At 72.4% G+C, this 24710-nt stretch carries 18 protein-coding genes; 12 read left to right on the top strand and 6 right to left on the bottom strand.

Translation table 11 applies throughout. The features are described 5' to 3' along the window. Positions 1-5: 5 nt before the first annotated feature. From LJ221_RS08250 to LJ221_RS08235, 4 genes are all read right to left on the bottom strand, one after another. The gene (locus LJ221_RS08250; RefSeq protein ID WP_241715034.1) at positions 6-488 is read right to left on the bottom strand and encodes a type II toxin-antitoxin system RatA family toxin; all 483 of its coding nucleotides are present in this window, start codon (positions 486-488) and stop codon (positions 6-8) included. Further along, positions 485-1786, bottom strand: a complete 1302-nt coding sequence (locus tag LJ221_RS08245; RefSeq protein WP_241715032.1) for an aspartate aminotransferase family protein — start codon at positions 1784-1786, stop codon at positions 485-487. Before LJ221_RS08245 ends, LJ221_RS08250 begins: the two co-directional genes overlap by 4 nt. Before the next feature lie 329 nt (positions 1787-2115). Continuing rightward, positions 2116-3255 carry an acyl-CoA dehydrogenase family protein gene (locus tag LJ221_RS08240; protein ID WP_241715031.1) on the bottom strand — a complete coding sequence of 380 codons (1140 nt, stop codon included), beginning with the start codon at positions 3253-3255 and terminating at the stop codon, positions 2116-2118. A 42-nt stretch (positions 3256-3297) separates the two neighbouring features. Then, the gene (locus tag LJ221_RS08235; protein ID WP_241715030.1) at positions 3298-4929 is read right to left on the bottom strand and encodes an aldehyde dehydrogenase; all 1632 of its coding nucleotides are present in this window, start codon (positions 4927-4929) and stop codon (positions 3298-3300) included. Between the two features lie 150 nt (positions 4930-5079). Between LJ221_RS08235 and LJ221_RS08230 the strand changes: the two genes are divergently transcribed. From LJ221_RS08230 to LJ221_RS08180, 11 genes are all read left to right on the top strand, one after another. After that, the gene (locus LJ221_RS08230; protein WP_241715029.1) at positions 5080-5394 is read left to right on the top strand and encodes an acyl carrier protein; all 315 of its coding nucleotides are present in this window, start codon (positions 5080-5082) and stop codon (positions 5392-5394) included. An 11-nt stretch (positions 5395-5405) separates the two neighbouring features. Further along, positions 5406-11114: a type I polyketide synthase gene (locus tag LJ221_RS08225; protein ID WP_241715028.1), complete on the top strand. Its 5709-nt coding sequence runs from the start codon at positions 5406-5408 to the stop codon at positions 11112-11114. A gap of 18 nt (positions 11115-11132) precedes the next feature. Beyond that, the gene (locus tag LJ221_RS08220; RefSeq protein WP_241715027.1) at positions 11133-12749 is read left to right on the top strand and encodes a long-chain-fatty-acid--CoA ligase; all 1617 of its coding nucleotides are present in this window, start codon (positions 11133-11135) and stop codon (positions 12747-12749) included. Positions 12750-12787: 38 nt separating this feature from the next. Next, positions 12788-13792 carry an LLM class flavin-dependent oxidoreductase gene (locus LJ221_RS08215; RefSeq protein ID WP_241715026.1) on the top strand — a complete coding sequence of 335 codons (1005 nt, stop codon included), beginning with the start codon at positions 12788-12790 and terminating at the stop codon, positions 13790-13792. 53 nt (positions 13793-13845) lie between these two features. Beyond that, entirely contained in the window at positions 13846-14613 is a 768-nt protein-coding gene (locus LJ221_RS08210; protein WP_241715060.1) for a thioesterase II family protein, read from the top strand. Positions 14614-14936: 323 nt separating this feature from the next. Further along, positions 14937-16145 carry a cytochrome P450 gene (locus LJ221_RS23675; protein ID WP_241715025.1) on the top strand — a complete coding sequence of 403 codons (1209 nt, stop codon included), beginning with the start codon at positions 14937-14939 and terminating at the stop codon, positions 16143-16145. A gap of 60 nt (positions 16146-16205) precedes the next feature. After that, positions 16206-17678 carry an MFS transporter gene (locus LJ221_RS08200; RefSeq protein ID WP_241715024.1) on the top strand — a complete coding sequence of 491 codons (1473 nt, stop codon included), beginning with the start codon at positions 16206-16208 and terminating at the stop codon, positions 17676-17678. A 29-nt stretch (positions 17679-17707) separates the two neighbouring features. Then, positions 17708-18538, top strand: coding sequence for an alpha/beta fold hydrolase (locus LJ221_RS08195; protein ID WP_241715022.1), 831 nt, complete (start codon positions 17708-17710; stop codon positions 18536-18538). A 215-nt stretch (positions 18539-18753) separates the two neighbouring features. Then, positions 18754-19719 (top strand): diacylglycerol kinase family protein, encoded by a 966-nt coding sequence (locus LJ221_RS08190; protein WP_241715020.1) that lies wholly within the window; start codon positions 18754-18756, stop codon positions 19717-19719. A gap of 82 nt (positions 19720-19801) precedes the next feature. Then, a complete protein-coding gene (locus LJ221_RS08185) occupies positions 19802-20170 on the top strand; it encodes a nuclear transport factor 2 family protein (RefSeq protein ID WP_241715018.1) in 369 nt (122 codons plus the stop codon). Between the two features lie 126 nt (positions 20171-20296). After that, positions 20297-21850: an MmgE/PrpD family protein gene (locus tag LJ221_RS08180; RefSeq protein WP_241715016.1), complete on the top strand. Its 1554-nt coding sequence runs from the start codon at positions 20297-20299 to the stop codon at positions 21848-21850. Positions 21851-21931: 81 nt separating this feature from the next. Here LJ221_RS08180 and LJ221_RS08175 read toward each other — a convergent pair whose 3' ends face one another. Further along, positions 21932-22591, bottom strand: coding sequence for a ScbR family autoregulator-binding transcription factor (locus tag LJ221_RS08175; RefSeq protein ID WP_241715014.1), 660 nt, complete (start codon positions 22589-22591; stop codon positions 21932-21934). A 334-nt stretch (positions 22592-22925) separates the two neighbouring features. Between LJ221_RS08175 and LJ221_RS08170 the strand changes: the two genes are divergently transcribed. After that, positions 22926-23891: a ScbA/BarX family gamma-butyrolactone biosynthesis protein gene (locus LJ221_RS08170; protein WP_241715012.1), complete on the top strand. Its 966-nt coding sequence runs from the start codon at positions 22926-22928 to the stop codon at positions 23889-23891. Positions 23892-23929: 38 nt separating this feature from the next. On the opposite strand, the gene LJ221_RS08165 is transcribed toward LJ221_RS08170, so the two are convergent. Further along, a complete protein-coding gene (locus LJ221_RS08165; protein ID WP_241715010.1) occupies positions 23930-24523 on the bottom strand; it encodes a TetR/AcrR family transcriptional regulator in 594 nt (197 codons plus the stop codon). Positions 24524-24710: the final 187 nt, after the last annotated feature.

Raw genomic sequence — 24710 nt, 5'->3', positions numbered from 1 at the left:
TGATGCTAGGCGTCGACCGCGGCGGGCTGGGTGAGTTCGATGCCGCCGCTGATGCGCACGGCGGGGAACAGACCGGTCAGCGCCCAGGCCACGGTCTCCTTGACGACCCGCTCGGCGATCGGGTCGAGGATGCCCTCCAGACTCGGGATGCCGAAGTCGAAGTCGGCGTCGAAGCGGACCGCGACGTCGTCGCCGTCCTGCCTGACCGACCAGGTCCCGGAGAAGGAGTCGAAGTCCCCGTCGGACTGCTCGAAGCGGATCTCGCCCTGCTCCGGCAGCACGGTGTCGTCCTCGGTCCAGCGCAGCAGGCCGCTGCGGAAGTGCAGCTCCCAGCTGGAGGAGGCGGCCGGGTCGGGGTAGGCGGCGTGCACGGTGGTCGCGTTGACGTGGGGCGCCAGGTCCGGGTACCGCTCCCAGCGCCGTACGGCGTGCAGGACCGTCTCGGCCTGCTCCGCGGGTATCAGGGCATCGAGTTCGACGTGCCTCACGATGGGTTACCGCCTTCCGGCATCTTGGCCGCGCCCCGTACGAGGTCGCGGGTGGCCAGGTCGAAGGAGTTGAGGAGGAAGTCCACGTCGGTGTCGCCGAGCACGGCGGGCGGGGTGAACCGCACCACCGAGCTGCCGTTCATCGAATGGTTGGCGACCACGCCGTGGTTGAACAGTTCGATCAGCAGCTCGCCGGCCAGCCCGGCCTCGACGAGCTCGACGCCGATCAGCAGACCCCGGCCGCGCACGTCCACCAGGAGGTCGGGGATGTTGCGGCGCGCGATCTCGGTGATCGCCGGCAGCAGTCGGGCGCCGAGGTCCAGCGCCCTGGTGACCAGGCGCTCCTCCTTCACGGCCCGGATGGCGCCCTGGACCGCGGCCATCAGCACCGGCTGGCCGGAGAAGGTGGCGGTGTGGACGTAGGGGTCCTTGTCGAAGGGACGGAAGGCCTTGCGGGTGGCGACGGCCGCCGAGACCGGCATCACCCCACCGCCGAGCGCCTTGCCGGCGAGCAGGACGTCCGGGACGACGCCCTCGATGTCGGCGCCCCACCACTCGCCGAGCCGGCCGAAGCCGGACTGCACCTCGTCTAGGATCAGGAAGCCGTCGTACTCGCGCACCAGCTCCTCGACGCGCTTGAGGTAACCCTTCGGCGGTATGATCACACCGCCCTCACCCTGGATCGGTTCGAGGATGACGCACACCTCACCCGGGTGGGCGGCGAGTTCGGCCTGCAGGGCGTCGGCGTCCCCGAAGGGCAGGTGCAGGAAGTCGGGCACCAGCGGGCGGAACGGCCGCTGGTAGACCTCCTTGGCGGTGGCCGACAGCGCGCCGAGGGTCTTGCCGTGGTAGCCGCCGCGCATGGAGACCGTGCGCTTGAAACCGCCCGCGCGGGCCAGCTTCAGGCCGGTCTCCACCGCCTCCGCCCCCGACAGCGCGAAGTGCACCCGGTCCAGACCGGGTGGCAGCACCGAGACCAGGGCCTCGGCCGCGCGGGCCACGGTGGGCTCCAGCAGGATGCGGGTCGCGGTGGGGTGGGTGCGCAGCTGGCGCTCCACCTCCTCCATCACGATCGGGTGGCGGGCGCCCATCATGAACACGCCGTAGCCGCCGGCGTTGAGGAAGCGCTCACCGTCGCTGGTGGTGAGCCAGGCGCCCTCGGACGCCACCTCCATGTGGCTGCCGAACAGCTCGGCGAGCGTGGCCCGGCCCTTGCTCAGATGCGCGCGGTACAGGCCGAGGACCTCCGCCTCGGCGTCGGCGGAAGAAGCCGCCGGGGATTCCTGGATGACGGTCACGTGTGGCTCACTCCAAGGGGTCGTGGGGTCGTGGGGACAGGACCGGGACCGGTGCCCCGGCAGCGGGCCCGTCCGGCCGCGGCGGCGGTGCCGTGACCGGGCCCTGGCCGGCGGATCGTCCCGGCCGTCGACCGAGGCACCGTCTGGCGGATCCCGCCTGCTCCGCGGTGTCCGGTGCGCACTCCCCAGCCTCCGGCCGGGGGTGCCCCCATGCCGCGTTGTCGCTCGTCGGCGCAGCACGCTGCGCTCTCCTCCTCGGCCTTGCGGTCGCACGCACCGGACACCGCGGAGCCCGCCCTTCGGACGGACAGCGCTGTTTGCCGGACGGCCTAGGCCAGAACGAGCTCGCCGCCGCCGAACCAGTGCAGCAGCGGCTCCGTGGCGGCGGCGCGCGACGGCGGGTGGAAGGCGAGGGCCCGCAGCGCCGCCGCGGCCTGCGCCGGACCGGAGCCGCGGATGAAGTCCAGGCCGCCCAGCAGCTCCAGGGCACGGGCGGCGATGCCGGGCAGAGCGTTCTGCACGGCGTACCGGGCCACGAGTACGCGAGCCACCGACTCCTCGTCACCGGGCTCCGGGCCGGTCGCCCGCGCGACGCCCTCCAGCAGCGCGACCGCCATCTCCATGTCCACGGCGAGGGAGGCCCGCTCCGCCACGCTGCCGCGCTCGCGCTCCAGCACCTGCTCCACCAGCGCCAGCGCACCGCCCGCGTACCCGGCGGAGATGAGCAGCTCGAACCAGACGAACCCGGCCGACTGGAGGTCGTCGAGGCGGTGCGGGTCGTCGGCACCGGCCCGCACGACCATGCCGGCCGGCACGAACACGTCCTCCAGCCGCACCTCGTCGCTCTCCGCGCCCGCCAGCAGGTCGTTGCTCCAGAACGGGTGCACGGTCAGGCCGGGCGCGTCGGCCGGTACCAGGGCGAGCGCCAGCTCCGGCTCGCCGTCGTCGCCGTGGATGGCGACGCTCGCCGTGAGCAGGCTCATCGAACGGGACAGGCTGCACGGCTTCTTGGCCCCGGTGAGCAGGAACCCGTCGCGCGCCGGACGGGCGATCACGGCCGGCTTGAGAATGTTCTGCGCCGTCCGGCCCTCGGCCCAGCCGGACGCCATCACCTGCTGGTCGGGCACGATCCGGCGCAGCAGGGCCGTCTGCTCGTCGGTCAGCCGACCCGCCTTGACGGCCAGCGAGTACAGCATCGCGGCGGTGAAGTGGTGCATCGACACGGCCGCCGCCAGCGACGGGGACACGGCGCCCAGGGCCAGTTGGACCCGCAGCGCGTCCAGGGCGTCGGCGCCGTGGCCGCCGTACTCCTCGGAGATCAGCAGACCGACCCCGCCGTGGGAGCGGAACAGATCGATCACGGGGCTGCCGGGCCGCTCGCGGTCGGTGTACGGGATCTGCTCCAGTTCCTTGAGCAGACCGGGGTGGAAGCGCTCGCAGACGGAGCGGGCGAGGTCGAGGGAACGCAACGGAAGCCTCCAGCGGAAACAGCGGGTTCGGGACGGGGGCGGTCAGGCGCCGAACACCGCGTCGTACGGGCTGACGCCGCGGGCGATGCTGACGCCCTGCACGTGGGAGGTCTTGAGCATCGGGTAGTTGGCCTCGCCGAAGGCGCCGCCGGTGCGGCCGGTGCCACCATGGCTGGGCAGGTAGGGGAGGAAGCCGATGTGGGAGTCGTTGACCTTCAGCAGGCCGCCGTTGACGACCCGCCGCACGAAGGTCTCGATGACGTGGTCGGAACGCGACCACAGGGAGTTGCGCAGCCCGTAGTCGTTGCTGTTGACGAAGCGCAGGAACGCCTCCAGGAGGGCGTCGTCGTCCTCCCGCTCGGGGACCACGACCGGCACCAGCGGGAAGAACGTCTCCTCGCGCACCACGTCGTAGGTGCGCGCCCGGTCCAGGCCGTCCACGCGCAGTACCGTCGGCTGCAGGAACACTCCCGTCTCCGAGGGCGTGCCGTCCAGTTCGGTGCGGTGGCCGCCGGTGACCAGCTCGGCGCCGTTGTCCAGTGCCTGACGCAGCAGCCGGAAGAACCGCTCACTGCGCCGCACCGGCGACAGCAGCACGTCCTCCTCCTCGGGCAGGCCCGGCCGGATGCCCTTGACCTGCTCCTTCACCTCGGCGATCAGGTTGTCCGCGACGTCCGGGTGTACCAGCACGTAGTTGGGCACCATGCAGATCTGACCGGAGCCGTAGAAGGCCTCGGTGATGGCCTCCGCCGCCCACTTGACGTCGGCGTCCTTCCACACGACGATGCCGTCGTTGCCGGCCAGTTCGAGGATCGGCTTCTTGCCGTGCGCCACGCACCGCTGCTCGAACCGCAGGCCCTCCTGGCTGCCGCCGATGTAGAAGATGTCGTTGATCAGCGGGTCCGCGATCCAGCGGTCCATGGTCTGCTTGGGGTTGCTGCACACCGCGTTGAGCACTCCGGCCGGCGCGTCCATCTCCTCCAGCAGCGGCGCCACCACGTCCCGCAGCAGCCACATGGTGCTCAGTGCGATGCTGCGCGGCGCCCGCACCACCACCGCGTTGCCGGCCATCAGGGCCAGCACGCACAGGGCGGCGCTCGGCAGGGGTGCGTTCTGCGGCGGGTTGAATGCCACCACACCGTCGGGCTGGCGGTGCAGCACCAGCGTGCGGTCGGCGTACTCCTTCTCCACCCGCATCTGTTTGGTGTACCAGCGCAGGGAGCCCGGGGAGTAGATCTGCAGCAGGCAGCTCAGTTCCCAGCGGGCCAGCTTGACCGGGTGCGACTCGGCGACCAGCATGCGCAGAAACTCGTCCTGGTGCTTGATGAGTTCCTCACGGAACCGGGTGCCCAGCCGCATCCGCCGCTCCAGCGGCACGGCCGCCCAGTCGGGTGCGGCGGCGGCCGCCGCCTGCGTGGCCAGGTCGATGGACGCGTCGTCCGCGACCGCGCAGCGCCCGACCACGTACGGGTGTCTGGCCGCCTCCGACTCCGGATCCTGCTCCAGGGCGCGTTTCAGGCTCACGCTGGTGAACACGTCTTCCAGCAGGGACCGGCCGCTGACGGTGTACACCCACCCGTCACCCGCGACGTCCTTGCCCGCGATGTAGAGGTCGTAGCTCTTGATATCGGAAGGTGCCTCGGCACTCTCCTCATGCGCGGCTTCGTGAAGCATCTTCAGCCTTTCACCTTTGGCGAGTGGATTTTTCGAAGCAGTGTGAGCGTCGCAGCGGAATCTGACCCGGCGCTGACAAGGGGCTGATTCAGCCGGGCCGGCCCCGCCGTCCGTCAGTGGGGCGTCAGCCTGCGCTGGTTGCATGACCGCATGCACCCCGTCGACAGCACTGTTCAGCGCCTGCGTGATCTGCCGCGCGCCGAACTCTCCGAAGAAATAGAGTCGATCGTCCTGAAGAAATTCAGAGCGGTTCTCCTCATGGAAGAATCCGAGGACATCCCGCTCGACCTCAGCTATTTCGATCTCGGACTCACCTCGCTGCGGCTGACCGAGATACGGCAGAGCCTGGAGCGGCTCCTCGATCTCTCCATCAACGTCAACGTGCTCTTCAACGAGCCGACGATCGCCCATCTGGTGGACCACCTGACCCAGGCCGTCCAGGACAGTGCCCCTCAGGAAAGCTAAGGAGTCCCTCCATGCCGCGTGCGGAGTCCCAGGAGCCGCCCGAGCCGGTCGCGATCGTCGGAATCGGTCTGCGATTCCCCGGCGGCAGCACCTCGCCCGACGAGTTCGACGCCTTCCTGCGGGAAGGACGCAGCGGGATCGGCCCGATTCCACAGGACCGGTGGGACGTGGCCGCGTTCACCCCCGAGACCCCTGAGGACAAGGGGAAGATCCACACCGACGCGGGGGGCTTCCTCGACCGCGTGGACCTCTTCGACGCCGCCTTCTTCAATATCTCCCCCAAGGAGGCCCGGTACATGGACCCCCAGCAGCGTCTGCTGCTGGAGACCGCCTGGCAGGCCCTGGAGCACGCCAACATCGACCCGGCACCGCTGCGCCGCGGCAACGGCGGTGTCTACGTCGGCGCCAGCTCCATCGACTACGCGCTGGAGCTGGAGTCCCTGCCGTACGAGGAGATGGACGGCCACCTGGCCTCCGGTATCACGATGTTCCCGCTGTCGGGCCGGCTGTCGTACTTCCTTGGGTGGCGCGGACCCAGCATGAGCGTCGACACCGCGTGCTCGTCATCCCTGGTCGCCCTGCACCTGGCCGCGCAGGCCCTGCGCTCCGGCGAGACCGACATCGCGCTGTGCGGTGGCGTCAACGCCCTGCACCACCCGCGCATCCCGGTGATGTTCTCCAACGCGCAGATGCTCGCCCCGGACGGCCAGTGCAAGACCTTCGACGAGTCGGCCGACGGATACGCGCGCGCCGAGGGCTGCGGTGTCCTGGTCCTCAAGCTGCTCTCCGACGCCGAGCGTGACGGCGACCGGGTGCTCGCCCTGGTGCGCGGTACCGCCGTCGGCCAGGACGGCGACAGCGCCGGACTGACCGTGCCCAACGGTCCCGCGCAGGAGAAGGTGATCCGCGCCGCGCTGGCCACGGCCCGCCTCACCCCCGAGGACATCCAGTACGTGGAGGCGCACGGCACCGGCACCCCGCTCGGCGATCCGATCGAGTTCGGCGCCATCGGGGACGTGTTCGCCCAGTCGCACACCGCCGACAACCCCGTGCTCACCGCTTCGGTCAAGACCAACCTGGGCCACATGGAGCCGGCCTCCGGCATCGTCGGAGTCATCAAGACGGTGCTGCAGCTGCGCTCGGGCACCGTCTATCCGCACCTGAACCTCAGCACCCCGTCCGGGCGCATCCCCTGGGACCTCTACCCGCTGCGCGTGCCGACCTCCTGCGAGCCGTGGCGGGCCGAGGTGCGCCGTGCGGTCGTCAACAGCTTCGGCTTCGCCGGCACCATCGGCGCGGTGGTCCTGGAGCAGGCACCGGAGGCCGGTCCCGCGCCGCAGACCCCCGGCACGCCCGCCGCCCCGCTGTTCACCCTCTCCGCCAAGAGTTCCGCCGCCCTGCGCGAGCAGGCCGCGAACCACCGGCGACTGCTCGACGAGCGGCCCGGCCTCCCCCTCGAAGCCCTCTGTCACACCGCCAACGTCGCCCGTACCCACCACCCCTACCGCGTCGCCGCCCCGGTCGCCGACCGCGCCGCCCTGGCCCGGCTCCTGGACCGGGCGGCCGGCCAGGACCACGAGGGCCCCAGCGGCATCCGCAAGACAGCCTTCATGTTCACCGGCCAGGGCTCCCAGTACGCCGGCATGGGCGCCGCCCTCTACGACGCCCTCCCGGAGTTCCGCTCCCACGTCGACGCGTGCGACCGGCTGTTCGCGGAGCACCTGGGCCGCTCCGTGCGCGACCTGCTGCTCGGCACCGCGGAGGACCCCGGGGCGATCGACCGCACCGAGTACACCCAGCCCGCCCTGTTCACCCTCGAGTACGCCCTCGCCCGGCAGTGGATGGCCTGGGGCGTGCGCCCCAACGTGCTCGTCGGGCACAGCATCGGTGAGGTCGTCGCCGCCGCGGTCGCCGGCCTGTTCAGCCTCCCCGACGCCGTGCGGCTGGTCGCCGCGCGGGCCCGGCTGATGCAGGCGGTGCGCGCCGAGGGAGGCATGGCCGCGGTCGCCGTCCCCGCCGAGGATGTCGAGCCGCTCCTGGAGAGCCGCCCCGACCTCGCCCTGGCCGCGGTCAACGCCCCCGACCAGTGCGTCATCTCCGGCGCGCTGCCCGCCCTGGACGAGGTCTGCGGCATCCTGGGGGAGCGCGGCGTGCGCGTCGACCGGCTCGCGGTCTCGCACGCCTTCCACTCCCCGCAGATGGCCGAGGTCTACGACGACTTCCGCGCCGCACTCGACGGCATCGAGTTCCACGAGCCGGCCATCAGCCTGATCTCCAACGTGACCGGACGGCTCGCCCGGTTCCGCGACATCGCATCCCCCGACTACTGGGTGCGGCACATCGGTGAACCCGTGCGCTTCCTGGACGGCATCCGCGCGGTGGCCCGGCGCGGCCGGCATGCCATGATCGAGATCGGCCCGCAGGCCGCGCTGACCGCACTCGCCCGGCGCGGCGTCGCCGCCGAGGACCACCTGTGGCTGGCCAGCCTGCGCCGCCGGGACCGGACGGTCACCACCACCCTGGCCGCACTCGCCGAGTACTACGCCGCCGGACTCACCGTCTCCTGGCCCGGCTACCACGCCGGGCACGCCGTGCCGGACAAGGCGGACCTGCCCACCTACGCCTTCCAGCGCAAGCGCCACTGGCTGCCGGCCGCCGGACCCCGCCGCGCCGCGGCGGGCGGCACCGCCCGCCACCCGCTGCTCGGCACCGAGGAGCGCTTCGCCTCCGGGGTAAGGGAGTTCACCGCGGAGTTCACGGCCGAGGACCTCGGCCCGCTCGCCGACCTCGCCGACAGCGGACGTACCGCCCTGCCAGCCGGCGCCTACGTCGACCTGCTGTTCGCGGTCCAGGACGCGGTCCAGGGCCACGCCCGCTCCGTCGTGCGCGACCTGCGGCTGCTCGCGCCGCTCGATGTTCCCGCCGAGACCAGGACCTCCCTGACCACCCGCTGGCGACCGCTGCCGGGCGGGGGCGCCGAGGTGGCGGTGTTCACGGTCGTCGGCGGGGAGGAGGACGTGCACGCCATCGCCGTGATCGCCGCCGACCCCGAACCGGTCGTCCCCGTCTCCGAACTGGCCGAACTGGACGCGGGTCTCGCACCTGCCGAAACACAGATCGACGACGAGGACATATACACCGATCTCGCCTCCGTCGGCCGTCCGCACGGCCCCCGGATGCGACTGCTGCTGCGCGCCGCCCGGCACGCCGACGGCCTGGTCACCGGGGAGCTGACCGGTCGCAACGCCTCCGCCGTCGAACACGTGCCGGCGGAGCTCGTGGAGGCCGCCGTCCAGGCGTGCGTCGTCCTCGACCCCGAGGGCCCCGTCTTCCTGCCCCGCGGCGCCGCATCGGTCCGCCACTTCCGCAAGCCCCGCGGCGAGGCGCTGCGCGTCCTCGCCCGGGTCCACGGTGACCAGGACCGCCGCACCGCCGACGTGCTGCTCCTGGAGAACGGCGACCCGGTCGCCGAACTGCTCGGCGTCCGGCTGGCCCGCCCCGAGGGCAGCACCGGCCGCCGCCGGTTCCTGCACCGCCCCGAGTGGGTCCGCCGCGCTCTGCCCGCACCGCAGACCACCGTCCCCGCCCGGCACGTCGTGCTGCTCGACCCGTCGTCGGCCCGCGCCGCCGACCTCGCCGGACTGTCCGGCCCGATGAAGGTCACCCGGGGCGCCGGTCTCACCGAACTCAAGGCGGCCCTGGAGGACCCCACCGTCACCGACGTCTGCCGGGTCTGGCGGCAGCTCCCGCAGGCCGTGTCCGCCGACCGGCTGCGCGCCGAGTGCGAGGAGAACTACCGCGAACTGCTCGCCCTGGTCACCGCGCTGGACACCGCGGGCACCCCCCGGCCGCCCCGCCTGTGGCTGGTGACCGAGGGGGCCCAGTGGCTGCCCGGCGACCCGGCCGGCGACGGCGGACACCTGGCCGCCGCCACGCTCTGGGGTTTCGGCCGGGTGCTGCTCACCGAGTACCCCCAGTACCGGACCACCCTGGTCGACATCGCCCCCGGCAGCGGCCTGGCCCCGCTGCTGGAGGAATGGCACGCCGAACCGTCCGGCGAGTACCAGGTGGCCCACCGTCCGGGCCGCCGTTACGTCCGCCGACTCCTCTCCGGCGACGCCCCTCTCACCTGGTCCGGCGGCTTCGAACTGCGCGCCCCCGACTCGGGCGACCTGTCCGACCTCGTGCTGGTCGCCGCCACGGACGTGCCCCCGGGGGCCGACGAGGTCCAGATCCGTGTCCGGTCGGTAGGCCTGAGCGCCGACGACGCCCGCACCGCCCTGGACACCGGCCGTGCGGAGCGCGAGGAACTGCCCGGCGCGGAGGAGGAACCCCCGCCGCTGCTCGGCACCGCGGCCACCGGCACGGTTCTCGCCGCGGCCGAGGGCACCCGGTTCGCGCCGGGCGACGACGTCCTCGTGCGCCACGACGGCACGTTCCGCTCCACGCTCACCGTCCCCGCGGCGGCCGTGGTGCACGCCCCGGCAGCCGAAGAGGACGACGGTGCCCGGCGCTTCCGCCTCGACGAGACCGGCGAGGCGCTGCGGGCGGCCCTGTCGGACCCGTCGGGACAGTCCTGGGTGACCCTCCCGGACGCTTCCGGGGCGGAGCCCGCCACCAACGCCGAGGAGATCCCGGCCGCCCTGCGCCCGGACCGCACCTACCTCGTCACCGGTGGTCTGGGTGGCCTCGGCCTGGTCACCGCCCGCAAGCTGATCGCCCTCGGTGCCCGCCACCTGACGCTGGTCAGCCGCAGCGGACGCCCCACCGAGGAGGCCGCCCCCGTACTCGCCGGTCTCGCCGAACACGCCGAACTCGACCTGGTGCGGGCCGACATCGGCCGAGCCGAGGACGTGCGGCGGCTGGTGCGGCACCTCGCGGCCGGCCCGCACCCGGTGGGCGGGATCGTGCACGCCGCCGGCGCCTACGACAAGAAGCTCATCGCCGAGCTGACCTGGGAGGCCGTCGACGCCCAGCTGGAGGCCAAGGCGTACGGCGGCTGGCTGCTGCACGAGGCCGCCGAGTCCTCCTTCCCGGAGCTGGACTTCTTCGTCACCTACTCCTCGATCGCCTCCGTCCTCGGCGGCGCCACCCAGGGCCACTACGCCGCGGCCAGCGCCGCCCTCGACGCCCTCGCCGAGTGGCGCGGCAGGCGGGGCGTGCCCGGCCTGTCGGTCAACTGGGGCGCCTGGGCACGGGTCGGCATGTCGGCTCGCCTGGAGGAGCACCTCAGCCAGGAGATCGAACGCAGCGGCGTACGCTTCTTCTCCCCGACCCGCGCCCTGGACACTCTGGCCAGGCTCTGGGGACGCCCCCGCACCCAGCGGGTGGTCGGCGAGTTCGACTGGGACCGCTACGTCGCGGGCAGCGTCACCGGTGACCTGTTCTACGACCGGCTCGCCCGCGACGCCTCCGGCGACGACACCGGCCCCGACCTCACCGCGCTCGCCGCCCTCCCGCCGGCCGAGCGGACCACCGCCGTGACCGGGATGGTCCGCGAGAAGGTCGCCGCCGTCCTGCACCTGGAGGAGGGCGACGAGCTGAACCCGAACACCGAGTTCGTCTCCCTGGGTCTGGACTCGCTGATGGCCCAGCAGGTCAAGGCCGCCCTGGAGCAGGCGTTCCGGCTGCCCCTGCCGGCCTCGCTCACCCACGACCACCCGACCGTGCGGCATCTGGCCCAGTTCCTCTGCGGGCAGCTCGAGCCGGTGCCGGCCTGACGCACACAAGGACAGATCATGACTGACACACCAAGCGGCATACCGAGGGAGCGCTGGACGCTCACCCACTCCTCACGAGCCCACGCCGACAGCCGGCCGGACCATCCGGCGATCATCTGCGAGGGCCGCGTCACCACCTACGACAAGCTGCACCGGGACAGCAACCGCGCCGCGCACGCCCTGCGCGCCGACGGCGTGCGGCGAGGCGACCGGGTCGCCTACCTGGGGCGCGAGTCGGAGAACTACTACGTGGTGATGCTCGCCTGCGCCAAGGCGGGCGCGGTCCTGGTGCCGGTCAACTGGCGGCTCACCCCGACCGAGGTGGACCACATCCTGCGCGACTCCGGCGCCGCCCTGGTCTTCGTCGACGACGAGTTCCGGGACACCGTCGCCGCGGTGCGCCACCACCTGCCCGGTCTGCTGCGGGTGATCCGTGTCGACGGCGCCGACACCGACGGCGAGCCCGCCCGCGGCACGGGCCTGCCTTCCTGGGCCGCCGACCAGCCCGACCGCGAGCCGGCGCCGGGCACCGGCCCCGACGACGCCGTGGTGCAGATCTACACCAGCGGCACCACCGGACTGCCCAAGGGCGCCGTCCTCGCCCACCGCAGCTTCTTCACCCTGCCGCACGCGATGCGCGAGCACGGCGTCGCCTGGATCGACTGGCTGCCCGACGACATCAGCCTCATCTCGCTGCCGGGTTTCGGCGTAGCGGGCATCGGCTGGTTCCTGCACACCTTCAACGCGGGCGGCACCAACGTGATCATGCCGCAGTTCGACCCGCAGGAGGCGGTCCGGCTGATCCGCACCCACAGGGTCACCACCACCTTCGCGGCCCCCGCCATGCTCCAGACGATGGCCGCCGAACGCGGCGCGGGACCGGAGGCGTTCACCTCCCTGCGCAAGATCGCCTACGGCGCGGCGCCCATGTCCGAGACCCTGCTCAAGCAGTGCCTGGAGACCTACGGCTGCGAGTTCGCGCAGATCTACGCCAGTACCGAGACCGGCAGCGTGGCGGTATGCCTGCCGCCCGAAGCGCACCACCCGGGCAGTCCGGTGCTGGACTCGGTCGGCAGGCCGTGCCCCGGTAACGAGGTGAAGGTGATCGGCCCCGACGGCACCCCCCTCCCGCCCGGCGGGATCGGCCAGATCTGCGTGCGCGCCCCGTCCCGGATGCTCGGCTACTGGAACCTGCCCGAAGCCACCGCGTGCACCCTGGTGGGGGAGTGGCTGTACATGGGGGACGCCGGCTACCTCGACGAGGACGGCTACCTCCATCTGTGCGACCGCATCAACGACACGATCATCGTCGCCGGGCAGAACATTTACCCGGCCGAGGTCGAGAAGGCGCTCGCCGCGCACCCGGCCGTGGCGGACGCCGCCGTGGTCGGCCTGCCCGACGAGCACTGGGGCGAGAGCGTGCACGCGGTCGTCGTCCTGCGCCCCGGAGCCACGGCGCACCCGCGCGAACTGCTGCTCTCCCTGCGCGGCCAGCTCGCCGACTACAAGATCCCCACCGCCTACCACTTCACCGACTCCCTGCCCCGCAACCCCTCCGGCAAGATCCTGCGCCGCGCGGTGCGGGAGCGGCTGACGGCACCGGCCCGCGACCCGCTGGCGAGCAGGTTCGCATGACACCGGGCCGGCCCTCACGGACAGAAAGGTCGTCGCCCATGGACGGGCACCTGCACGTCGGCATCCTGTTGCCCACCCGGGAACAGGCCATCAACGGCACCTACGCGGCGGCCCCGCTGCTGGGCTTCGCCCGGCAGGCCGAGGCCCTGGGATTCGACTCCCTCTGGGCGGGCGACTCGCTCACCGCCCGCCCCCGCCTGGACCCGCTCGTCGTCCTGGCCGCCGCTGCCGCCGCCACCGAGCGGATCACCGTCGGCACCGCGGCCCTGACCCCGGCCCTGCGCCACCCTCTGATCGGCGCCAACATGGTCGCGAGCCTCAGCCACGTGGCCGCGGGCCGGCTGGTCCTCGGACTCGGCTCCGGCTTCCCCATGCCCGAGACGCAGGAGGAGTTCGCCTCGGTCGGTGCCGGCTTCACCGGCCGCGTCGGACGCCTCGACGAGATCACCGCCCTGTGGCGCACGGCCTGGCGCGCCGGGCACGAGGGCGAACCGGCCGACTTCCGGGGCAGGTACTGGCAGGCCGACCGCCTCGACCGGCTGCCCTCCCCGGCCACCGCCGGCGGCCCGCCGCTGTGGCTGGCCGGCAGCGACACCCCCAAGGTGCTCGCCCGCGCCGCCACCCGCTACGACGGCTGGCTGCCGTTCCTGCCCGACCCCGACGCCTACGGCCGGGCCCGCCGCCGGATCGCCGAGCTCGCCGAGGAGGCGGGCCGCCCCGCCGGCGCCGTCACCCCCGCCCTGTACGCCACGATCACGGTGAACGGCGACGAGCGGGCGGCCGAGGCCGAACTGGAGCACTACATCAGCCACTACTACGGTCGTTCCCTCGATCAGATGCGTACCATCCAGGCCTACGCCTGGGGCAGCGCGGAGAAGTGCGCCGAATGGCTCGGCGGCTACGTTCGGGCCGGCGCCCGCCACCTGGTCTTGAGGATCGGATCGCTGGACCCGGAACCGCAGTTGAAGGAGATCGCCGAGGTGCTGCTGCCCGCGGTACGTGCCCTCGGCCCGTCCACCACCGTGGGGAGTACACAGTCGTGACCAGCACTGCCAACGCGACGGACACCGGCGCCACCGTCACCGCCGGCGGTCGGATGTCCCGTGCGGGCCAGTGGTTCCACCCGGTGGAGCCCTCGTCCGACGCCTCGATCCGGCTGTTCCTGCTCCCGCACGCGGGCAGCGGCGCCGTCATCTACCGGGACTGGGAGAGCCTGCTCCCGCCCGACATAGCACCGCAGGCGGTAACCCTGCCGGGCCGTCACAACCGCCGGGGGGAGCCGACGCACGAGGAGTTCTGGCCGCTGCTCGAAGCGCTGCACGAGGCCGTGCTCGATGACCTGGACGACCGGCCGTTCGCGTTCTTCGGGCACTGTCTCGGCGCCCAGCTGGCGTTCCGGCTGGCCATCCGCATGGAGGAGGAGGGCGGCCCGGCGCCCGTCCTGGTCGGCATGTCCGGCTGGTCGCCGGTGGGCTTCTTCCAGCCCACCGAGGAGCAGAGCCGGATGCCCGAGTCCGAGCTCGTCGAGTGGATCAAGAAGCTGGGCTCCTTCCCGGCGGAGATCTACGACAACCCCGAGATGCTCGCCCTCGTCGTCCCCGCGCTCCGCGCCGACCTCAGGGTCTCCGCCCTGTACGTCGACGACGGCGCCGGGGTCACCTGCCCGCTCGCCTCCTACGGCGGGCGCTCCGACCCCCTGCAGGAGAAGCCGGACGCGATGACCCACTGGGCCGGACGCACCCCCGCCTACCTCGGCCACAGCGAGTACCCCGGCGGCCACTTCTACATCGACACCCACGCCCAGGCCGTCACCGCCCACTTCGCGCACCGCCTGCAGCGGATCACCGCCCACCACGCGCGCTAGCGCCGCGACCGAGAGGTCGACCGGCCGGCCCTGCCGGCCACAGCACCAGCGGCACCGGGGAGGCGCCCGAGGGGGCGCCTTCCCGGTGCGCACCACATCCCCAGCACCGGCCCCGCACGAGTGCCCCGGGCTCCACGGTCCGGCCGGCCCCGTGTCAGCGACGTGTCAGCGCGCTGCGCGACAGTGGCGCACGACCGTCCGCGGCTTCGGACGGGACACCCCTTGCCCCCTCCGTCCCGGAGGCGTGAGCGCGTCCGAGTCCGACCAAGGAGGAGAGCCGGTGCCCGGGATCCACCTGCCTGCCCCCCCACCTGGAGGCCGACGTGTCGCTCGCGGACCACGCTGATATCCTGGACTGGCCCTTCGCCCGCACCGAGGACGGGGATCCTCCGCCCGTCCTGGCGGAACTGCGCAACGCGCCCCCCTGTGCGGTGCGCATCCCGGCGGGAGCCGCCGAGTCCCGTCTGGCCTGGCTGGTGACCCGGTACGCCGACGTACGGCAGGCGTTGGGCGATCCCCGCCTCAGCGCCGACGAGCGGCTGCCCGGCGCACCGGTGCGCATCCAGGTCCCACCCGGCGGAAACCCGAGTTCCTTCCTGCGCCTGGACGACCCCGAGCACGCCCGGCTCCGCTCCATGATCCAGACCGAGTTCACCGCGCGCCGGGTGAAGCGGCTGCGCGAGCCGGTCCAGCGGCTGGTGGACGAGCTGCTGGACGAACTGGAGGCACGGCCCCGGCCGGCCGACCTGCACGCGGTGTTCTCCCGCGCGCTGCCGACCCTCGTCATCGCACGGCTGCTGGGCGTTCCGGATGAGGACTCCGCGTTCTTCATCGAGAAGACCCGCGTCACCATCTCCCAGGAGGACCCGGCGGTCTCCCTGGCCGCCTACGAGGAGATGTCCGGGTACCTGGCCGAACTGGCGCTGCGCAAGCTGGAGAGCCCCGGCGACGACCTGATCAGCCGTCTCGCCGTCAACCACCACGCGAAGGGCGCCATCACCCTGGACGAACTGGTCGGCATCGCCCGGCTGGTCCTGGTGGCCGGACACGAGACCACCACCAACCAGATCGCCCTGAACATCCTGGCTCTGCTGCGCGACGACGACCTGCGGGCGCGGGTGGCCGCCGACGACGGCGCGCTGATACCGAACTTCATCGAGGAGTCGATGCGCTACTGGTCGATCTCCCAGGACGCGATGGTCCGGCTGGCGCTGGAGGACCTCGACCTCGGCGGGGCGGCCGTCTCCAAGGGTGACGCCGTCGTCATCTCCGTTCCCGCCGGCAACCACGACGAGTCGGTCTTCGCCTGCCCGCACCGGATCGACCCGCACCGCGACACCAGCGGTCACCTGCAGTGGGGCTTCGGCCCGCACTACTGCCAGGGGGCCCCGCTGGCGCGGCTGGAGATGGAGCTGTCGCTGCGTTCCCTGCTGCGGCGCTTTCCGAACCTGCGGCTGGCGGCCGACCCGCGCACGGTCTTCCGCCGCGGCACCGTCTTCCACGGGGTGACACACCTTCCCGTGATCTGGTGACCGGCCACGGTACCGGTACAACCGGCCAACCACCCGAAATGATCGAGAAACGGAGTCGTCGTGACTTCTGAGACAAGCACGGAAGCCGTCGCCGGAGGGCGTGCGCCGACGCCCCCCGGCGGCGCGCCGGCCGCCGCCCCCTCGGCCGGTGCCCTCCTGGTGGTGCTCGTGGGCACATTCATCACGGTGCTGGACTTCTTCATCGCCAACGTGGCCGTCCCCGCCATCAAGGCCGACCTGGGTGCCGGTGCCGCACAGGCCCAGATGTTCGTCGTGGGCTACGGCGTCGCCTTCACCGCGGGGCTGATCACCGGCGGCAGACTCGGAGACCTCTTCGGCCGCCGCCGGATGTTCACGCTCGGCATGGTCCTGTTCATGCTGGCCTCGGCCGCGTGCAGCCTGGCTCCCACCGCGACCGTCCTGGTCGTCGCCCGCATCGCCCAGGGCGCCGCCGCCGCGCTGATGGTGCCGCAGGTGCTCGGCATCATCGGCACGGTGTACACCGGCGCCGCGCGTAACCGCGCCTTCAACGCCTACGGCCTGGTCATCGGACTCGCCGGCGTCTTCGGCCAGTTCATCGGCGGTGCCCTGATCACGGTCGACATCGCGGGACTGAGCTGGCGGACCATCTTCCTGATCAACGTACCGCTGTGCCTGGTCTCCCTGGCCTTCGTCGGCCGCACGATCCCCGAGTCGCGCGGCGAGGGCGGCACCCGGCTGGACCTCGTGGGCGCCCTGCTGGTCACGGCCTCCCTGGGTATCGTCGTCTTCGCCTTGCTGGAGGGCCAGGAGAGCGGCTGGCCGCTGTGGGTGTGGGAGGCACTGGCCGGTGCGGCGGTCCTGCTGGCGGTGACCGTCTGGCACCTGCGCCGGCGGGCGGCGGCCGACCGTGGCCCGCTGATCGAGCCCGCCCTGTTCAAGGGCCGGGTGTTCTCGGTGGGGCTGACCGCGACGGTGGTCTACTTCCTCGCGATGGGATCCTTCTTCTTCGTGCTGGCCCTCTACCTGCAACTGGGCCGGGGCCTGTCGCCCCTGGAGTCCGGGTCCGTCTTCCTGGCCCTGGGCGCGGGCTACTTCGGTGCCTCGGTGGTGTCGTCGCGCAAGGCCGCGTCGGTCACCGCCCGCAGGGTGGCCATGGGCCCTCTGACTCTCGCGATCGGCTACGCGGCGGTCGCCCTCATCGCCGACCGCCTCGGCACGACGGGGCACGTGCTGTGGCTGCTGCCCGCCCTCCTCGTCGCGGGGCTCGGCATGGGTCTGACCACCGGTCCGCTGACCAACCTGGTGCTGGGCGCGGCCGTGCCCGAGCACGCAGCCTCCGCGTCCGGACTGCTGAACACCGCCCAGGAGGGCGGTGCGGCCGTCGGCGTGGCGATCGCCGGCGCGGTCTTCTTCCCCGCCCTGGCCGGCGCCGGCGGCTCGGCGGGCGCCTACCCGCACGCGTTCGCCGTCACGCTTGTCCCGCTCATCGCCCTCGGACTCCTGGCCTCCGCCCTGGTGCTGGCGGCGCCGGGCCGCACCGCACGGCACTGAGGGGCCCCACAACCAAGGAAGGCAGAGCCATGCCCTACGTCACCACCCGGGACGGGACCCGGCTCCACTGCACGGACTGGGGCGAAGGACGTCCCGTGGTGCTGCTCAGCGCTGCCATGGCGGACTCGCGGATGTGGGAGTTCCAGGCGCCGTTCCTGGCCGGTCAGGGGCTTCGCTGCGTCACCTACGACCGCCGCGGCACCGGGCGCTCGGACATCCCCTGGACCGGCTACGACTACGACACCCTTGCCTCGGACCTCGCCGACCTGCTCGACCACCTCGACCTGCGGGACGTCCTGCTGGTCGGCTACGCGGCGGGCGGCGGCGAGGCCGTGCGCTACCTGTCCCGCTACGGTGCCGGGCGGGTGGGGAAACTGGCGCTGGTCGCCTCGACCACGCCGTTCCTGCTGCGCGCCCCGGACAACCCGGACGGCCTGGAGATGGCACTGTTCGAGGAAATCGAGAAGGCCGTCCGGACCGACCGGGCCGCCTGGCTGAGATCACTGACCTGGCCGTTCTTCGCCGGCCCGGAGGCGGATCCGGCGAGCACGCCGCTCTCGCCCCGACTGGCCGAGTGGCTGACGGACCTGGCCATGGACACCTCGCCGCGGGCCGCCACGGAGATCTACCGCACGCTGTTCACCACCGACCAGCGAGCGGAGACGGCGGCCGTCCGGGTGCCCACCCTGGTCGTCCACGGCACCGCCGACCTCGGGGCGCCGTATCCGCTGTGCGGTCCCCGCACGGCGGAACTCGTTCCAGACAGCACTCTGCTGACCTACGAGGGCGCGGCCCACGGCCTGTTCGCCACCCACGCCGACCGTCTGAACGCGGACCTGCTGGCGTTCGCCAAACAGTGACCGCGAGGCCGGGGCGCCGGGGCGCGGCTCCGGGCACTGCGCCCGGAGCCGTGCCGGGAGTGCCCGCCGCGCCGTGCCGGGTGTCCCGTCGGTGTCAGTCGGACGTCAGCGCCGTGACAGCGGTCGGCGGCAGGGTTGAGGTCGTGGGTCCGGAGCCGCCGGCGCGGCCCCGGCCCCGGACTCGCCGGCGCCGTCCGACGAAGGAGTACGCTCGCATGGCAGCTAAAGCAGCCCCGGTCCCGAACCGGGCACTGGTCCTGGCCAACCCGGCCTCCGGCAGCCACAGCCCGGAACTGGTGGAACAGGTGCGCCAGTTGTGCGACTCGTACCTGGAGCGCACCGAGGTGCACCCGACCACCGGGCCGGGTGACGCCACCGTCGCGGTGCGCAGGGCCCTCGAACGACACGCAGGCGCCCCCGACCTGGTCCTCGTTATCGGCGGCGATGGCACCGTCCGGGAGGCCGTCCAGGGTCTGGTGCCCGCCTCCGGGCGCGCCACGCTCGCGGTGGTGCCCGGCGGCACCGGCAACTCCGGCTACAAGATGCTGTGGGGCGACCGCCCCTGGACGGAGTCCCTCAAGGCGATCCTCACCGACTCCGGCGTCGGCGGCTGCGCCCGCCCGCGCCGCCTGGACCTGGCCCGTCTCGCCGAGACCTGTCAGTACGTCTTCCTCGGTGCCTGCTCCGGTGTGATCGCCGACGCGCTGATCACCGCCCGTGGCCTGCCGCTGACCGGTCGCGAGCGGTACGCCCGTGCCTTCGCCGACACGGCCGCGGGCTACGCGCCGTACCCGGGCCGGGTCACCGTCGACGGGCGGGTCGTGCACGAGGGCCCGACCGTTCTCGCGAACGTCGGTGGCGGCCCCTACCGCGGCGGCCGGTTCAACGTCCTGCCCGACTCGCTGCTCGACGACGGCCTGCTCGACGTCTGCGTCATAGGCGACGGGATCACCGCGGCCGACGTGCCGCGGCTGACCTTGACAGCCGCCCACATCGGCCACCCCGCCACGCGGTACGCGCGCGGCCGGACCATCACCGTGGAGCGCACCGACGGCCGCCGGCTGCCGCTGGAACACGACGGCGAGTACCAGCACGGCATCGGCTCCACGGCCACCTTCGAGGTCCTCCCCGGCGCCCTCCCCGTATGGGCCCCGGCACCGGATCGGCCCGAGTCCCCCTGAGACACCCAGAACCCCCGTCGTACCGCCCGCCTGGTGACGGCACGCCGGGTCAGCCGCACCAACGGAAACAAGGAGAACACGCATGAGCGACCTGACCACCACCGTCGACCGCTACCTGGCCATCTGGAACGAGGCGGACGCCGACAAGCGCGCGGAGGCCATCGCCGAGCTGTTCACCCCCGACGCCCCGTACATCGACCCGCTCGCCGCCGTCGAGGGCCACGAGGGCTTCGGCGCGGTGGTGGCGGGCGCCCGTGAGCAGTTCAAGGGCCTGATCTTCGAACTGCACGGTGCGGTCGACGCCCACCACAACCAGGCCCGGTTCCAGTGGGGCCTGGTCACTGAGCCCGGCGCCGAGCCGATCGCGATCGGTTTCGACGTCCTGGTCGCCGACGAGGCGGGCCGCGTCAAGGCCGTCTACGGCTTCCTGGACAAGGTGCCGGCTGCCTGACCCCCTCCCGCGGTGGCGGGAGTACCGGCCTACGGTGCTCCCGCCACCGCTTCCCCCGCCCGGAGCGACCAGCCGCCGGCCACGGCCCGCCCCAGCCGGCGTACGGCAAGAGAGGTGCCTCGCGCCATGACGGCAGTACTCGGTGAGAGCGTGGCCAGGGCGCTGTGCGACGACTGGGGGAGCACGGCACCCAGGCGTCCTCGCCGGTCCACCGACACCCCGCTGCGTGAACTGTCCCAGTGGGCGGCGACGCTGCGCCCCGAGCACATCCCGTGCCGGGTGCTGAAGCTCGCCGCCAGCCAGGTGCTCTCGCAGGCCGCGTCCATCAGGGCCGGGCTCCGGCACCCGCTGGGACGGCGGCTGGTGGCGGCCTTCGGGCACCCCGTACAGCGCGACCCGCGCACCGCCGCGGGCGTCTTCGCCGCTCTCGGGTCCTGGCTCAACCTCGACGACACCGCCTACGCCGGGCACCTGTCGAACTCCACCGTCGCCGTGCCGCTCGCCTTCGCCTACAGCCGCCGGCTCGACGGGCTGTCCCTGCTGACCGCGGTCGTCGCGGCCAACGAGTGCGCGGCCCGTATCACCGCCTCGGCCACCCTCGGCCCGTTGCGCGGCCAGAGTGCAGTCCACACGCACCTGGCGGGCGCGGTGGCCGGTCGGCTGCACTGCGACCGGGCCCCGGCCGCTCTCTTCGAGAACGCCTTAGGGCTGGCCTTCGCCATGCCCAACTGGCCCCTCATGCGCGCCTTCCTGGCCAGCGACGCCCGTCTGTTCAACACCTTCACCCCGGTGCGCACCGCCATGGACGCCTGCGACGCGGCGTACGCGGGGCTGCGCGGCGCTCCCGACATCGTCGAGCACGAGGACGGCTTCCTCGCCCGGTTCGCCACCGTGCCGCTGCCGCAGGCGGTGGCGAAGGGACTGGGCCGGCGCTGGCACACCGACACGCTCTCCTTCAAGATGCACCCCGGCGGGCCGGGCATCGACGCGGCTGTGGACTGCGCCTCCGAGATCCACCGGGAGCTGGGCGGCCTGCGGCCCGAAGACGTGGCCGAGGTGGTCGTCGAGGCGTCCCTGTACACCCTTTTCGCCGGCGAGCGCGCCGCCCGGTACGTCAACGGTCCCGGCTCCCCGCTCGGCGCCCTGGTCCTCGACGTGCCCTACCCCGTCGCGGCCACCCTGCTCACCGGCGAGTTCACCGTGGACGACTTCTCCTCCCCGAACCTGGACGATCCGGCCCGCTGGGAGCTGGCCCGGCGGGTGCGCCTGGAGCACGACACCGAGATGACGCGCGAACTGTTCCTGTCCGATGCCCCGTTCGGCGAGGCGGTGCGGGAGGCGGGGGAGCGTGCCGTGCCGTGGCTGCGCGGCTTCGGGGGGGAGCAGCTGGTCGACCTGCTGGGCCCGCTGAACTCCGAGGACCGGGACTTCTCCCGCGCCGCGAAGGCCACCGGTGCCCGGGTCACCGTCCGGCTGACCGACGGTCGCACGGTGTCGCGCACCCGGCTGATCCCGGTCGGTGCGGCCGGCCCGGAGACCCGGGTCCGGCACGCGGACCTGGTGCGGGAGAAGTTCCTGTCGGTCGGCGGCCCGCACGAGGTGTCCGACAGTGTGGACCGGCTGCACCGCATGCGTCCGGGCGCCCTGCGCCGCTGGATAGAGGCCGCCTTCCTGGACTGAACATCCGGTCCACCGCCCGACGGCACGGGTCGGTGCGGCGACCCGTGCCGTCGGGCGGTGGACCGGTCCGGCCACACGGTTCTACCGCGCCGGCACCGACAGCAGGGAGAAGGCGTCGACGATCTCCCCGACCCGCTCCACGATGTCGGTCCGGTCGTTCTGTACCCAGGAGATGTGCTGGGCGCCGAACAGGGCGGAGACCAGGACCCTGGCCAGGGCCTCGGGTGCCGTGCTCTCCGGCAACCGGCCCGCGGCCCGGCACTCCTGGAGGAGTTCGACGATCAGTGACGTGAAACCGACGTACGGGACCGGCATCTCCGCCTTTATGTAGGGGCGTTCGAGCTGCAGGCGTGCCCCCGCCTTGACGTAGACGTCGTCGCGGAACCCCCCTGCGGTACGCAGCAGCACGTCCACCACCGTCGAGGGCGAGGAGTGGTCGCCCTCGAGCCCGGGTGTGACGATCTCGTTGAGCCTGCGGTAGAACTCCTCCGTCACGGCGACCGCGAGGGCCTCCTTGTTGGAGAAGTGGAAGTACACCGCGCCCTTGGTCATCTCCGCGCCGTCGGCGATTTCCTTGATGGTGACGTTCGGGTAGCCGTGTCGGGCGAAGGCCTCCGCGGCCGAGTCGAGGACGGTGCGCCTGGTGCGGATGGCGCGCTCCTGCTTGAGGCGCGAGGTGTCGTTGACCGAGGTGCCGCCGAGGATGCGCGAGGTCTGTGTCGCGTCGCTGTGTTCGCTCATGACGTCCATTCGTGCCGTGCCGTCCGCTGCTTTCGGCGGCCGGTTCGTGGAGGGACCGGGCTGGGGAACGTGCGGACGCTTCGCGGGTCTTGCCCCCCTGACCAGCAGGGATGACCGATCATCCGCCATGCTCCGCCCGAGCCTTGCAATATACCTTCCCGAAGGTATATTAATTTCATGCCGAAGGGCGTCGCACATCTGTTAGTTCGCATGGTCCTGGTTCTTCCAGTACGGGGGAGGCGAATCCCGGATGTCAGTCGTACTGAATCATCTCAGCAGCTCTCAGGCGTCAGCAATGGCCCGCGCCTGCGATTCGTTCAGCTTCGCACGTCCCGTGACGCGTGAGCTGGTGCACCGCAGCTCCGTCGCGGAGGTCTTCGTCACCGACGGGGCGCGCATCGGTGACCGTGGGTTCGCCGTCGCCGCCCAGTGGCCGCGCGACCACGCGCTCTACCACCCGGACGAGAACGGTCTGAGCGACCCCCTGCTGTTCGCGGAGACCCTGCGCCAGGGGATGGTCTACATCGCCCACCGGTACTGCGGTGTGCCGCTCGGCCGGCGCTTCGTCGGCCGCGACATCGACTTCGAGATCACCGACCACGCCGCCCTGCGGGTCGAGGGCGTACCGCCCTCGGTGGTCCTGGTGGGCGAGTGGAACTGGGACGGCGACGACGCCCGGGGCAGGGGCGGGGCCCGGATGGACTTCCGGCTCGTCGTCGACGGCCGCGCGTGCGGTTGGGGAACCGTCAGCATGCTGATGATGGACGAACGGCGCTACCGGCTGCTGCGCCGGCTCGGCGGGGGTGCCGCGGACGCGTCGGGCGCAGCACCGGCGCGGACGGCGGTCTCGGGGGCGCCGCGCACGCCCCCGCACAGGGTGGGGCGGCTGCGTTGGAGGGACTGCGTCCTGGAGGAGGCCGCAGGGTCCGACGAGTGGCGGTTGCGCGTCGACCGCGAACACGCGGTGCTCTTCGACCACCCCACCGACCACATCCCGATGATGGTGATGCTCGAGGGTTTCCGCCAGCTCGGCCACCTCAAGGTGCACGAGGCGGGCGATGGCCCGTTCGCCGGCCTGTCCTTCGCGCTGGTCCGGACCACGGTGCAATGTCTGGCCTTCGGCGATTTCGTCCGGCCCACCCGGCTGGTGGTCGACGAGTGCGCGTCTGGCGCCCGTCCGCAGGAAACGAATCGACTGTCCCTCTCGGCGGTCCAGGGCGACACCGTACTGGCCCGCGCACGGACCGCCTGGGCCTGCGTGGGCACCCGTCCGGCGGCGGCTGTCCCGGCCTCCTGGTAGCGGCGGTGGGACGGCCCTGGGCCACGTCTCGTCGGGGCTCAGGCGGAGGCCCGGGCCTCCGTCGCGCGCGTCAGCACGCCCCACATCGCGGCAACGCTGGGCCCGGGCCGGTCCGGGCCCGCGCAGGCGCCGGTCCACAGCGCGGTGCAGAACACCGCGACGATGAGATCGGCCAGCACGTCGGCCGGCGGCGCCGCGTCCCAGTGCCGTCCTCGCTGGACCTCGCTCACGAGTTCGAGGGCGATGCCATGGGTGTCGCTCAGGAGAGGGGCCACCGTGCCGGCCGCCCGAGCCGCCTCCACCTCCAGCCGCAGGGCCGCCTGCGCCCTGTGGTCGGTCTCGAAGAGCTTGCCGAGTCCGAGCACCAGGGCCTCCAGCCGGCTCGGGGCCGACTCGGGCGCGGTCCTGGCATCGTCCAGCAGTGTCCGCATGCTCTGGGACAGGTGTTCCGTCAGCGCGGCGGCCAACTTCTCCTTGCTGGAGAAGTGCCCGTACAGGGCGCCCTTGGTCAACCCGATCCGGTCGGCGATGCGCTGCAGGTTCGTGTTCACGTAGCCGTAGCGTGCGAACTCGTACGCGGCGGCGTCGAGGACGCGATCGTACGTCCGAAGGGCACGCGCCTGTTTGACCACGCTGACCACCTCCTTCACCCCGGCCCGGTGGTGAAGGACCGGCCGAGAAAGATTCGTTCTCGAATGAATTCTAGTCGTGGAGTAAAGGAGAGCGACAGGTGAATTACCGTCAAATCTGCACAGGCCAGGGAGCACAGGGCGACGCGCCGCAGGCGCGTGCACGGCTGGCGGGCGCCGTGGCGTCCGC

It is taken from the genome of Streptomyces sp. CNQ085 (assembly GCF_022614595.1).
Lineage (GTDB): Bacteria > Actinomycetota > Actinomycetes > Streptomycetales > Streptomycetaceae > Streptomyces.
This window is presented reverse-complemented; position numbering and strand designations above follow the sequence as displayed.

Excerpts from the sequence above, each read along its gene's own strand:
- LJ221_RS08185 (WP_241715018.1), top strand. The coding sequence starts at position 19,802 with ATGAGCGACCTGACCACCACCGTCGACCGCTACCTGGCCATCTGGAAC.
- LJ221_RS08175 (WP_241715014.1), bottom strand. The coding sequence starts at position 22,591 with ATGAGCGAACACAGCGACGCGACACAGACCTCGCGCATCCTCGGCGGC.
- LJ221_RS08190 (WP_241715020.1), top strand. The coding sequence starts at position 18,754 with ATGGCAGCTAAAGCAGCCCCGGTCCCGAACCGGGCACTGGTCCTGGCC.
- LJ221_RS08225 (WP_241715028.1), top strand. The coding sequence starts at position 5,406 with ATGCCGCGTGCGGAGTCCCAGGAGCCGCCCGAGCCGGTCGCGATCGTC.
- LJ221_RS08220 (WP_241715027.1), top strand. The coding sequence starts at position 11,133 with ATGACTGACACACCAAGCGGCATACCGAGGGAGCGCTGGACGCTCACC.
- LJ221_RS08180 (WP_241715016.1), top strand. The coding sequence starts at position 20,297 with ATGACGGCAGTACTCGGTGAGAGCGTGGCCAGGGCGCTGTGCGACGAC.
- LJ221_RS08215 (WP_241715026.1), top strand. The coding sequence starts at position 12,788 with ATGGACGGGCACCTGCACGTCGGCATCCTGTTGCCCACCCGGGAACAG.
- LJ221_RS08210 (WP_241715060.1), top strand. The coding sequence starts at position 13,846 with ATGTCCCGTGCGGGCCAGTGGTTCCACCCGGTGGAGCCCTCGTCCGAC.
- LJ221_RS08230 (WP_241715029.1), top strand. The coding sequence starts at position 5,080 with ATGCACCCCGTCGACAGCACTGTTCAGCGCCTGCGTGATCTGCCGCGC.
- LJ221_RS08195 (WP_241715022.1), top strand. The coding sequence starts at position 17,708 with ATGCCCTACGTCACCACCCGGGACGGGACCCGGCTCCACTGCACGGAC.
- LJ221_RS08235 (WP_241715030.1), bottom strand. The coding sequence starts at position 4,929 with ATGCTTCACGAAGCCGCGCATGAGGAGAGTGCCGAGGCACCTTCCGAT.